This window comes from Nocardia mexicana NBRC 108244 (genome assembly GCF_001613165.1).
GTDB classification, from domain to species: Bacteria; Actinomycetota; Actinomycetes; order Mycobacteriales; family Mycobacteriaceae; genus Nocardia; species Nocardia mexicana.
Genome location: NZ_BDBV01000065.1, coordinates 26989 through 39216, shown reverse-complemented (window position 1 = coordinate 39216; position 12228 = coordinate 26989). Strand labels below are relative to the sequence as shown.

Below are 12228 nucleotides of genomic sequence, written 5' to 3'. Positions count from 1 at the left end.
TCCGTTCGCTGAGCGCAGCCTTGCCTAATTACTGACCTGTTCCAATTTGTCGACCAATGGAGTTCGCAATGTCTGCACCGAAAGTTCCGTTCGAGGAGAATCTGCCGCCGCCGCGCTCGTCGCTGCCGCCGATACTCGCCGTCCTGCTGAGCGCCGCCTTGGCCGCCGGTGTCGGGGTCGTGTCGGGGGACTGGGCCTCGGCCGTGACGGTCTTCGTGACAAGTGCCGGGTTGCTCGGGGCCCGGGAGGTGCGCGAGCGCCGCCGCCGCTCGTGCGAGGAGGAGGGGGAGTAGCGAGTCCCGGGTGACCGGTTACGCCATCGCCGCGCAACCGGTCACGCCACACACGCTCAGTCGAACAGGTTGCGTACGAACGGAATCGAGTCCGGCAGCGACGCATTCACCGTGCCGCTGTGATCGGTGGGATAGGTCTTCAGCGTCACCGGTTGGCGATTCGCCGTCAGCACCGCCGCGAACCGCAGCGTCTCCGGCGTGATCACGTCGGTGTCGCGCAGTCCCTGTCCCAGGAAAAGCGGCTTGTCGTAACCGGATTCGGGCAGACCCAGATAGCCCGCGAGCAGCCCGTGCAGATCGGGGATCTGTGCCAGCGGGCGGGTGAAGAGATTGCCCACCACCACATTCTGCGCCGCCAACTCGTCGCCCAGCGGCAGCAGGCACTCGGTGCGCGCCCGCTCCAGCCAGTCCCGGCCGGAGTCGGTCAGGAAGGATTCGATATTCAGCTCGGGATAGGTGGTGCGCAGGCCGTTGAGGATGTACAGCGCGTACCCGGTGCTGTGCGGGCTCAGCTTCACCGGCGGCACCCCCGGCCCCATCGGCGTCAGGATGTCCTCGATATAGGCCGGGACTCCGGTGCCGACCGCGCCCCGGTAGTCCAGCTCCGGCCCGCCGAATTCGGTGGCGTAGCGCGCGGTTTCGACGGCCGCGCCCCCGCCCTGGGACTGTCCGACCACGACCCACTTGTTCGACATCGACGGGTAGTGCCGGGTCGCGGCCTTGACCGCGTCGACGACATTGTGCGCCTCGACCACGCCGTTGAGATACGGGTGATCGCCCGGGGTGCCCAGGCCCGCGTAGTCCGCGGCGACGATCGCATACCCCTGCCGCAGCCAGGTCCCGAGATAGGCCCAGTCGCGTTCGACGTCGCCGGGCCCGCCGACGCTGTACGCGCAGTCGTCACCCAGTCCGACGGTGCCGTGCGCCCACGCGACGACCGGCCAGCCCCCGGGCGGCGGCGGTCCCGGAGGGAAGTACACCGCGGCGCTGGCGACGGCGGGCTCGTCACGGACCGTCGTGGAGGTGTAGAGCATCCGCTCGGAGTTCACCGAGCCCGGCAGCGTGGCCCGCGCCGTCAGCGGCTGCACGGATTCCACGTTCCCGGTGCCGGTCGCGCCGGGTGCCGCACCCGCGCCGGTCGGCAGGGTCAGGATTCCCGCGGCGGCCAGGAGCACACTGACCGCGACGATGATCGGTTTCCGCATCGCGTTCCTTTCGCCGGTTCGGCACCGATGCCTCCCCTGTCCGCGGTGCGAGCACCAGTCTGGCACTTGGACGAGCGTCCATCACCCCTCGGTGTGTCCGTCGGCCGGAAAGTGGCCGGGCGCACACCGACTACGCCCGCCCGAACTTGTGAAGGTCCTCACAAGCGGGAATGGGGGCCCGCGAAATCCGGCGGTGGTCGATATCACCGAAACAGTACGGGCGTTACGCAAAACCCCACGTCAGACCTACTCGGGAGTAGACTTGTGGCATGCAATTGCTGGGCAAATTTTGCAGACTTAGCAAATGCCCTGGTCCGGCTAGCAGAGATTCACACTAGCAACAGGTAGACGGCAATTTTCTGGTGTGCCATCGTGTGGATGTACACCCGATGGGCCTAGCAAGCCTGCAAATTGCCGCTCCAGCAGAGTTCGGACATCGCGACGGATTCCGAACATGGGGCACGACCGAACAAAGAAGTGGAGTCAGAGATGTCGACTGCCGGCACCCCGAAGACCGCTGCGGAAATCCAGCAGGATTGGGACACCAACCCCCGCTGGAAGGGCATCGACCGCACGTACACCGCGGAGCAGGTTACGAAGCTGCAGGGCACCGTTGTCGAGGAGCACACCCTCGCGCGGCGTGGCGCCGAGATCCTGTGGGAAGGCGTCAACAACGATGACTACATCAACGCTCTCGGCGCCCTCACCGGCAACATGGCGGTGCAGCAGGTCCGCGCCGGCCTGAAGGCCATCTACCTGTCGGGTTGGCAGGTCGCCGGCGACGCGAACCTGTCCGGCCACACCTACCCCGACCAGAGCCTCTACCCGGCCAACTCGGTTCCCGCCGTGGTCCGCCGGATCAACAACGCGCTGCTGCGCGCCGACGAGATCTCCGCGGTCGAGGGCGACACCTCGGTCCCGAACTGGCTGGTCCCGATCGTCGCCGACGCCGAGGCCGGCTTCGGTGGCGCCCTGAACGCCTACGAGCTGCAGAAGGCGATGATCGCCGCCGGCGCCGCGGGCGTGCACTGGGAGGACCAGCTCGCGTCGGAGAAGAAGTGCGGCCACCTCGGTGGCAAGGTGCTGATCCCGACCCAGCAGCACATCCGCACCCTGACCTCCGCCCGCCTGGCGGCCGACGTCGCCGACGTGCCGTCGGTGATCATCGCCCGCACCGACGCCGAGGCCGCCACCCTGATCACCTCCGATGTCGACGAGCGCGACAAGCCGTTCCTGGACGGCACCCGCACCGCCGAGGGCTTCTACGGCGTCAAGAACGGCATCGAGCCCTGCATCGCGCGTGCCAAGGCCTACGCCCCGTACGCCGACCTGATCTGGATGGAGACCGGCACCCCGGACCTCGAGCTGGCGCGCAAGTTCGCCGAGTCGGTCAAGAGCGAGTTCCCGGACCAGCTGCTGGCCTACAACTGCTCGCCGTCCTTCAACTGGAAGAAGCACCTGGACGACGCCACCATCGCCAAGTTCCAGAAGGAGCTGGGCGCGATGGGCTTCAAGTTCCAGTTCATCACCCTGGCGGGCTTCCACGCGCTGAACTACAGCATGTTCGACCTGGCCTACGGCTACGCCCGCGAGGGCATGACCGCCTACGTCGACCTGCAGGAGCGCGAGTTCGCGGCCGAGGAGCGGGGCTACACCGCCACCAAGCACCAGCGTGAGGTGGGCGCCGGCTACTTCGACACCATCGCCACCACCGTCGATCCCGACAGCTCGACCACCGCGCTGAAGGGCTCGACCGAAGAGGGTCAGTTCCACTGAGTTCCCGTCCCATCGGGTAACTCCGTCGCCCCGGCGTCGCCCGGGGTGACGGCGGGACAGCCGGGACCCGGAGCGCATCACCGGGTCCCGGTTTCGCCCTCACCGCCCTTCCCACTGAACAGCCCCAGTGGGGAGGGCATCCTTATAACGTTCCCCGTCGAAGGATCGGGCTCACCGGCCCGCTCTTTCGCCCCACCCCCACCGTGACCGAACAACCAGCAGGAGCGGGACGTGAGCAGCGAAAAGATTCAGCGCGTCGGCATTATCGGCGCCGGACAGATGGGTGCCGGCATCGCGGAGGTGTGTGCACGGGCGCATGTCGACGTGCTCGTGTTCGAACAGACGCGGGAACTGGCCGCCGCGGGCCGCGCCCGCATCCTGCGCTCGCTCGACCGCGGTGTGTCCAGCGGCAAGATCACCGAGCGGGAGCGCGAGCAGACCGCCTGGCGGCTGCGCTTCACCTCCGATCTCGGCGACTTCGCCGACCGCCAGCTGGTGGTCGAGGCCGTCCTGGAGAACGAGGAGGTGAAGACCTCGATCTTCGCCGAGCTGGACAAGGTCGTCACCGACCCGAACGCGGTGCTGGCCTCCAACACCTCCTCGATCCCGATCATGAAGATCGCGATGGCCACCGCCAACCCCGACCGCGTGGTCGGCATGCACTTCTTCAACCCCGTGCCGGTGCTGCCGCTGGTGGAGCTGGTGACCACGCTCAAGACCAGCGACGCCGTATCCAAGCGTGCCGAGAACTTCGCCGCCGAGGTGCTGGGCAAGCAGGTCGTGCGCTCCGCCGACCGCTCCGGTTTCGTCGTGAACGCCCTGCTCGTGCCGTACCTGCTGTCCTCGATCCGGATGGTCGAGTCGGGTTTCGCGACCAAGGAGGACGTCGACAAGGCGATGGTGCTCGGCTGCGCCCACCCCATGGGCCCGCTGGCCCTGACCGACCTGGTCGGCCTCGACACCGTGAAGTCCATCGCCGACTCCATGTACGCGGAGTTCAAGGAGCCCCTGTACTCCGCCCCGCCCCTCCTGATGCGCATGGTCGAGGCGGGCCTCCTCGGCAAGAAGTCCGGCGCAGGCTTCTACCAGTACAACAACAACCGGTGAGGGATCCCGTGCTCGCGGCCCCAGGGGCCGCGAGCACGGGAAATAAGAGGCGTCCCGCCGGGATGGGCCGCCGGGACGGAAGATCGACGGCGCGCGGCGAACCTCGTTCCCTGTTGTTTCGGAAGGTCGGCGAACCTCATTCCCTGTCGTCTCGGAAGGTCAGCCAACTTCATTCCCTGTCGTTTCGGCCCCCTGGGGCCGAAACGACAGGGTCGCAACGAGAAAACGCGCACCGTAGACGATGGTCGCGCATAAGGCACCGGGCATAAGCTGCGAAAAGGGTCGGGCTGGACCCGCGGCTCGGAAGGAGTGTCCCGCTCATGGTCAACGTCACCGACGGATTCGGATCGAGCATTCTCGGCTATCCGAGGATCGGACCGCATCGGGAACTCAAGCGTGCGCTGGAGTCGTACTGGCGTGGTTCGCTGCCGCGGGAGGAACTCGAAGCGGTAGGCCGCGAGATCCAGGAGACCCAGTTCGCCGAACTGCACGCGGCGGGGCTCACCCAGGTGCCGGGCAACACCTTCTCCTTCTACGACCACATCCTGGACAATGCGCTGCTGTTCGGCGCGGTGCCCAAGCGGTTCGAGCCGTATCGAGAAGGCCTGCACCCGTTGGACTTCTACTTCCTGATGGCGCGCGGCCGCCCGGACCTGCCGCCGCTGGAGCTGGTGCGCCTGTTCGGCACCAACTACCACTACCGCCAGCCCGAGCTCGACGCCGACACCGAGTTCTCCCTGCATCCCGAGGCCCTGCTCGACGAGTGGGACCGGGCCAAGGCGGCCGGTATCGAGCAGCGGCCGGTGGTGCTCGGCCCCCTGTCGCTGCTGCTGCTCTCGAAGGCCGGGCAGGTCCCCGGCGAATCCGAATTCGACACGCTGACCCTGCTGGACCGGCTGCTGCCGGTGTACGAGGAGCTGTTCGAGCTGCTCGCCAAGCGCGGTTCGACGTGCGTGCAGCTGGACGAGCCCTGCTTCACCAGCGAGCGCACGCCCGCGGAGTTGGCGGCATTCGAGCAGGCCTACCAGCGGCTTTCGACCGCGCCGCTGCGGCCGCGCATCCTGGTCACCGGCCAGTACGGTGATTTCGGTGAGGCCGTGCGGATCCTGGCCGGAACCGCCGTGGAGGCCATCGGTCTCGACCTGGCCAGCTTCCGGGTGCGCCCGGAGGATCTGGCGCAGATCCCGGGGATCCGGCGTAAGCGGCTGTACGCGGGCGTGATCGGCGGCACCAATGTGTGGCGCGCCGACCGCTACGTCACCCTGCAGTACCTCAACGAACTCGCCAAGGTGTGCCCCGATCTGGTGGTGTCCACCGGGACGACGCTGCTGCATGTGCCCTACGACGTGCTCGTCGAATACGACATCGACGGCAATGTCGCCGACCGCCTCGCCTTCGCGAAACAGAAGGTGCTCGAGGTGGTTTCGCTGGCGAAGGCGCTGACGGAGGGTCCGTCGGACAAGTGGCGCAAGCGGCCGGGCGAGGTGCACTTCAAGCAGAAGCACGCTGTGCGGCAACGGGTTTACGCGCTGACGCCGCAGATGCGCGAGCGCGAGCCGTACGCGGTGCGCCGAGAAGCCCAGCGCGCCAAGCTGAATCTCCCGGTGGTGCCCGCGACCACGCTGGGCTCGTTCCCGCAGACCGCCGCCGTCCGCCAGGCCCGCTACGAACTCGGCGAGGGCCGGTTGTCCTACGACGAGTACCGCAAGCGGATCGAGGCCGAGATCGAGTCGACGATCCGTTTGCAGGAGGATATCGGCCTGGACGTGCTGGTGCACGGCGAGCACGAGCGCAACGACATGATCCAGTACTTCGCCGAACTGCTGGACGGCTTCGCCACCACGCACTTCGGCTGGGTGCAGGTGTACGGGTCGCGGTGCGTGCGCCCGCCGATCCTCTACGGCGACGTCTCGCGTCCGAAGCCGATGTCGGTGGAGTGGACCACCTACGCCCAGTCGCTGACCGACAAACCCGTGAAAGGCATTGTGACGGGCCCGGTCACGATGGTGGCGCGGTCGTTCGTGCGGCAGGATCAGCCGCTGTACGAGACCGCGGACCAGGTGGCGCTGGCCATCCGGGACGAGGTGGTGGATCTGGAGAAGGCCGGGGTCTCGATCATCCAGGTCGACGAGCCGGCCGTCCGCGAACTGCTGCCGCTGCGTCCCGACGGCCGCACCGAATACCTGCGCTGGGCCGTGAACGCGTTCCGGCTGGCCACCTCCGGGGTCAAGCCGGAGACCCAGATCCACACGCATATCGCCTATTCCGGTCGGGCGGAGATCGTGCGGGCGATCGAAGAGCTCGATGCCGACGTCACCGCCATCGTCGCCACCCGCTCCCTGGAATGGGTGCTCAAGGCGCTGAAGGAGGACGCCGAGGAGGGCAACGGCCTGTCGCACGGCGTGGGACCCGGTGTGTACGAAAGCCGTTCGGCGCGCATCCCGGATATCGACGAGATCGACGGCCTGCTCACCGCGGCCGCCGAGGCGGTCACCCCGGAGCGGCTGTGGGCGAATCCCGACGGCGGCTTGAAGACCCGGCACGGCTGGCAGCTGGAGCCGTCGCTGCGCAATATGGTCGCGGCCGCCCGCCGGGTGCGCCGACGGGCCGAGCAGGGCGCCGGGTAGCCGGCCGCCCGGCCGATCCAGCCGGTCGTTTGCCCGGGGCGGCTAGCCTGGTGAGACCAGTTTCGCGACAGGAGTGCGGTCATGGGAATGTTCAACAATTTGAAGAAGGCGGCCGCTATGGCCGGTAAACACGCCGACAAGCTCGACCCGGTGATCAACAAGGTTGGCGACGCCGTCGACAAGCAGACCAAGGGCAAGTACGCCAGGCAGGTGGACAAGGCGCAGCAGACCGCCAAGAAGGCCCTGCGCGACCAGCGCCGCAAGTACTAGACCGACCGTAGCGGCGGCCCGGGTGCACAGGCACCCGGGCCGCCGTCGTTTTGGTACCCGTTCGGCGTTTCGGCGCGCGCATACGCGGCTTCCCGGCCACACCGTCCTACGATCGGCAATCGATCCGTTACTGCTCTTCGGTGTGGAAGGGATGGGTGATGCGTTCGCTGGCCGTGCTGCTTTCCGTATTAGGTTTGTGCACGGTGTGGACGTTTGCCGGAGCGGGCGCGGATCCGGTGGCGGACTTTGTGCACGGGCGTGACGGCAGCGTTGCTCCGCCTGGAGCGAATGATTGGCAATGCTTGCCGTCGGCGGCGCGCCCCGTTCCCGTGGTGCTCGTGCACGGCACCTGGGGCAATCAGAACAGCTGGGATGTGCTGGCGCCGAAGCTGAAAGCGACGGGGCACTGTGTCTTCGCGCTGAACTTCGGGCGCGATACCTCGAGCATGTACGGTGCGCAGCCGGGTGTGTACGGGACCGGTGATATCCGCGCCTCGGCCCGCGAGCTGGCCGGATTCCTGGATCGGGTCCGCGAGGCGACCGGTGCGGGGCAGGTGGACATCGTCGCTCATTCGCAGGGCGGTCTGGTGGCGCGCCAGTACATGCGCTTCGACGGTGGGGCCGATCCCACTGCCCCCGAGCGCAATACGGTGCGACGGCTGATCACCGTCGGGGCCACCAATCACGGCACCACCCTCAGCAATCTGGGGTATCTGCTGCCCACGGGTAGCGCGGCCGGTCCGGGGGAGGTCGCGGTAGCCCGGGTCCTGGGCCCGGCCGCCGCCCAGCAGGTCGTGGGCAGCGAATTCCTCCGCGCGCTCAATGCGGGCGGCGACACCGAGCCCGGCGTGCACTACACCGTCATCGCCAGCCGGGTGGACGAGATCACCACACCGCCGGAGACGACGTTCCTGCGGGCCGGTCCGGGTTCGGCCGTGGACAACGTCTGGGTCCAGAACGTCTGTGCGGGAGACACTTTCGGCCACGCCAAGCTACCTACCTCGCCCACCGTGATCCACATCGTCCAGCGCGCCCTCGACCCCGCCCACACCGCTTCGCGCTGCCCGTCCTGACGCCGAGTTCCCCGCACCCCTGGCGTGTTCCCCGCACCCCTTACAGCGCTTGCACGGGGTGCGTGAGCGAGTGCGGAGTGCAGGAACGTGCGGTTGGCGTCCCGTCGAAGGGAGGGCGTCAGGGCTTGTGGCCTACGCCTGCCCAGTACCAGGCCGATTCGATGTCGGTGTCATCGTTCGCCGGGGGAGTGTCGGCCAGATCGGGGCGCCAGCCCAGGACGGGAATGACGCCGGGGTCCACGATTTCCGTTCCGGTGAACAGGCTTTCGGTCTCGGTGCGGCTGCGCGGGCGGAACGGAATACCGGCCTGCTCGGAGGAGCTCACCACCCGCGCCGTGGCCTTGGGATCGAAATCCGCAGTGGGGTGGGTGATTACGAGGCAACTGCCGGAGGGCAGCGCGTCCAGCAGCTGCTTGACGATGCCGTGCGGATTGTCCTCGTCGCGGAAGTACATCATCACCGCGACCAGCATCAGGGCGACGGGGCGGTCGAGATCCAGCGTGGACGCGAGCGCCGGATCAGCCAGGATCGACTCGGGTTCGTGCAGATCGGCATGGATGAACGAGGTCATACCCTCCGGCATGCTCCGCATCAGCGCGCGGGCATGGGCCAACACGATCGGATCGTTGTCCACGTAGACGACGCGCGCCGTGGGATCGTGCTGCTGCGCCACCTCATGGGTGTTGCCCGCAGTCGGAATCCCCGTACCGACATCGAGGAACTGATTGATCCCCGCCTCGGTGATCGCATACCGCACCGCGCGAGCGAGAAAAGCGCGATTGGCGCGCGCCATGCTGCGAATGGCGGGGATGTGGGTGGCGATCACATCGCCGAGAGCACGGTCGGCGGGGTAGTTGTCCCGCCCGCCCAGCCAGTAGTCGTAGACCCGCGCCTCGTGCGCGACGCTGGTGTCAATCTTGGTCGCCGGTCGGCCACCCCGATCACTGCTCTCCGACATCCCGTGCTGCCTCTCCGCAGTGCTCGCGCGACACGTGCTGCCGCGCTGAGCCGAGGCCGCCCCGCGGCGCCCAGCTCCTGCGTCAGGACCAGGGTATTCCCACGCCACCGGGCGGCACGGCCATTTCGACGCGGAATGCGGGAGCTCGTGGACTCGCCAGGGTGGCGCGAGGAAACACCTCGGCTACTGCTGGCCGGTGGCAAACGCCTGCACGGCGTCCAAGAACTCCTGACCACCCATCGCATAACCGCCGGCGATCGCACCGATGAGTGCTCCGGCCGGAACGGTGACGAGCATCAGTGGCAGCAAGAGAAATCCGATGAGGGCGCCGACGATGGCGCCGCCGACCACGCCTGGCTGATTCTTGTAGATTTGCTCCATGAGTCGGTCGTAGGAGCCGATGTCCTGAAGTAGAGCTATATCTCCGGCCGGTTCCGGTGTCAGAGTAAGCGTGCGCCCGTCGACAGCGGTCTGCTGAGACACAGAGAACGAACGCCCGGTGCTTTCGTACCGCAACGGTATGTTCGTGACAGCTGTTCCGTCCTCGGACTCGAGAGTCACCGAGGCGCCATCGGGCTGGACCTCGAACCTGCCCTCGTCGATGGTGGCGGTAATGGTCTTTGCTGCTGGGGACACCGAGATGCGGTAATCGACTCCGCGATCCACACCGGAGGTCGCATTGCCCGTCGACTGCTCGGTCGCCACCGCCGTCTGGCCATGTGCGGTAGCCGCGGTGATCCCCACCGTGGTGATCGCCATGACCACAGTCGCGGTGATCCTTCCGAATGCCATCCTCTGAGTTCCTTCCCGGAAGTCGGTAGCTGCGAATCGAATCGGACCACCGGCGGCCCAATTATGTTGTCACGCAGCGATCATCGCCTGACGCCGCTTTCCGCGCCGATGGCGCCGCCGAGTACGGCACCGCCTGCGCCCCAGCCGACGCATGCCAGCGGCAAGAAGGGAAGTGTGAATACGAAAACAGCGCTTGCGGCGGAACCGAGTACACATCCGACAACGGCGCCCTGAACGGCACCGGCCAGCGCCGTCGACGCCATGCGGTCAGCCCTGCTCGGCGCAACTCCGACGGACCGGAAGTACTGCGATATATCAGCCTCGGGTTTGGCCACAGTCATATTGAGCTGATCCACTTGGTCCTGGCCGAGGAAGTCCGGTGCAGGCATGACGGTTTCACCGAACCGCAGAGTGTCCGAAGGCGGAACGATCGGTGCCACCGGTGGCTCGGGCTCCGGCGCATGCAATTCCTCGGGCTGCAGCGGCGCAACGTAATCACGTTGCGGCACAGAGCGAGACGGCGCGTAATCCGTTTCCGGAGCTACCCCGCGCCGATCGTCTTCCGGGGATACATAGGCCATCGGGGGCGGTGTCTTTTCGGGTGGCGCAGGCGGCGTGGTGACACCGGGTTGTACTGCGCCAGGTCCCTGTTGGGGCCCCGGAGTTGGTTGATTCGGTGTGGTGACGCCCGGTTGTGGGGCAATGAATTGCGGTGCAGCGTGCGCAATTGCGCTACTGGTGATGATTGCGGTTGCCGGAACCATACTGACTGCTGCCCGCAAGGCGGCTCTTTGGGTTCTCGTCTGTTTGCGGTGCTTTGCCACGCGTTCCCCCCGGATGTAACTTGTCCGGCTCTTATCGGAGCTGGCTGGATCATACTGCGCTCCACGGTATCTCGCTACGTGAAGGTCCGTCGATCGTTGATAGCACCGTCGATCGTGCCCGCCGGAACGGTGATCGGCCAGGTGTGTGCGCAGGCGCAAGAGAACCTGCGCACACACGCTTCATGAACCTGCGATCACGGCTGGCCGGTGGCGACCGCGGTCACGGCGTCCAGGAATTCCTGGCCGCCCATGGCGTATCCGCCGGCAACGGCACCGAGGACCAAGCCGAGGGGCCCCGTGATCAGGCTGAAAATGCCGAAGCCGAGGAGGCCGCCGAGGAAACCGCCCAGGCAACCACCAATGATGACACCGGCCAGGTTCTTTTGGACCTGCGCCATCAGGTTGTCGAACGAGCTGACGTTCTTCAGCTCGCTGATGTCTTCAGGGGTCATCTGGGGTGTCAGTGTCAGGGTGCGACCGTCCGCCCCGATTTGCTGAGCAATCGCGATCGAGCGTCCGGCGATTTCATACGTCTGCGGTACTTCGGTCACCGCTGCGCCATCGTTGGACTCGAGTACTGCGGCCCCGTTCTGTGCGGGCTCGAACTTGCCATTTTCGATGGTCGTGGTGATGGCCATATTTGTCGGGGAAACAGTTGTGTGGTAATTGATCCCGTGGTCCACACCGGAAGTTGCGTTCCCCGCCGTCACTGCCGCCGGCTGCTCATTGACTACCGTCGACTCACCGTGAGCCGTTGCCGCTGTGATCCCCGTAGCAGCGATCGCCATGAAAACCGTAGCAGTGATCTTTCCGAACTTCATTCTTGATTTCCCCTCCTGACCCCCGATTCCCCAAGGATTCCCCCAAGTTTGAATCGAACGTCAACGTGTGATTCGAACGGACACATTCATATCTGACGTCATCGGCTGCGGCAACTCGAGCGTTTATCGCCACGCCGTGCGTGCAGTGGAGTCGCGTCTAGCGCTGCCCCGCAGCAATAGTCGGCATCATGCGATCGAAAAGCTCGTCGGCGCTTGACTGTTGATCGATGAAACGCAGGTAGACCCCTCCACTTGTCGACCCGGATGGCCAACCGGACAAGACCTTAGCGGATGTGTAATACCTTGCCGGGGAGGGGGGTTCGTATTCATGCAACCGTAATGATTGCTGGACTATGGCTGTCCGGCTCTGTCTGAGGCTGGTGGATGTGGAAACAATCGAATACGCCGGTTTTGTGCAGCGTGCCCACTAGTTGCTCGATGGGTTGTGAACAAGTTCGTTCGAGCTGTCTAGCGCGTCGTGG

General features: G+C 66.3%; 11 protein-coding genes. 6 read left to right on the top strand and 5 right to left on the bottom strand.

The features are described 5' to 3' along the window. The first annotated feature begins 68 nt into the window (after positions 1 to 68). Positions 69 to 293 (top strand): hypothetical protein, encoded by a 225-nt coding sequence (locus NM1_RS24905; RefSeq protein ID WP_147288960.1) that lies wholly within the window; start codon positions 69 to 71, stop codon positions 291 to 293. Positions 294 to 349: 56 nt separating this feature from the next. Here the strand turns inward: NM1_RS24905 and NM1_RS24900 are convergent, their stop codons facing one another. After that, entirely contained in the window at positions 350 to 1498 is a 1149-nt protein-coding gene (locus NM1_RS24900; protein ID WP_068024431.1) for a lipase family protein, read from the bottom strand. A gap of 489 nt (positions 1499 to 1987) precedes the next feature. On the opposite strand from NM1_RS24900, the gene aceA reads away from it, so the two are divergent. From aceA to NM1_RS24875, 5 genes are all read left to right on the top strand, one after another. Then, positions 1988 to 3274 (top strand): isocitrate lyase, encoded by a 1287-nt coding sequence (gene aceA / locus NM1_RS24895; protein WP_068024428.1) that lies wholly within the window; start codon positions 1988 to 1990, stop codon positions 3272 to 3274. 231 nt (positions 3275 to 3505) lie between these two features. Beyond that, positions 3506 to 4381, top strand: a complete 876-nt coding sequence (locus tag NM1_RS24890; protein ID WP_068024425.1) for a 3-hydroxybutyryl-CoA dehydrogenase — start codon at positions 3506 to 3508, stop codon at positions 4379 to 4381. 320 nt (positions 4382 to 4701) lie between these two features. Then, positions 4702 to 7008 (top strand): 5-methyltetrahydropteroyltriglutamate--homocysteine S-methyltransferase, encoded by a 2307-nt coding sequence (metE, locus tag NM1_RS24885; RefSeq protein WP_068024423.1) that lies wholly within the window; start codon positions 4702 to 4704, stop codon positions 7006 to 7008. Positions 7009 to 7089: 81 nt separating this feature from the next. Beyond that, on the top strand, positions 7090 to 7278 hold the full coding sequence (locus tag NM1_RS24880) for an antitoxin (RefSeq protein ID WP_068024420.1): 189 nt from the start codon (positions 7090 to 7092) through the stop codon (positions 7276 to 7278). 302 nt (positions 7279 to 7580) lie between these two features. After that, complete coding sequence (locus tag NM1_RS24875) at positions 7581 to 8351, top strand: esterase/lipase family protein (protein WP_246011178.1); 771 nt, start codon at positions 7581 to 7583, stop codon at positions 8349 to 8351. Between the two features lie 118 nt (positions 8352 to 8469). On the opposite strand, the gene NM1_RS24870 is transcribed toward NM1_RS24875, so the two are convergent. The 4 genes from NM1_RS24870 to NM1_RS24855 form a co-directional block, all read right to left on the bottom strand. Next, positions 8470 to 9309 (bottom strand): SAM-dependent methyltransferase, encoded by an 840-nt coding sequence (locus NM1_RS24870; protein WP_068024418.1) that lies wholly within the window; start codon positions 9307 to 9309, stop codon positions 8470 to 8472. A 183-nt stretch (positions 9310 to 9492) separates the two neighbouring features. Beyond that, entirely contained in the window at positions 9493 to 10101 is a 609-nt protein-coding gene (locus NM1_RS24865) for a DUF8020 domain-containing protein (RefSeq protein ID WP_068024415.1), read from the bottom strand. Between the two features lie 80 nt (positions 10102 to 10181). Continuing rightward, positions 10182 to 10682 carry a hypothetical protein gene (locus NM1_RS42490; protein WP_147288959.1) on the bottom strand — a complete coding sequence of 167 codons (501 nt, stop codon included), beginning with the start codon at positions 10680 to 10682 and terminating at the stop codon, positions 10182 to 10184. Between the two features lie 437 nt (positions 10683 to 11119). Continuing rightward, entirely contained in the window at positions 11120 to 11746 is a 627-nt protein-coding gene (locus tag NM1_RS24855) for a DUF8020 domain-containing protein (protein WP_068024410.1), read from the bottom strand. Between the last annotated feature and the right edge of the window lie 482 nt (positions 11747 to 12228).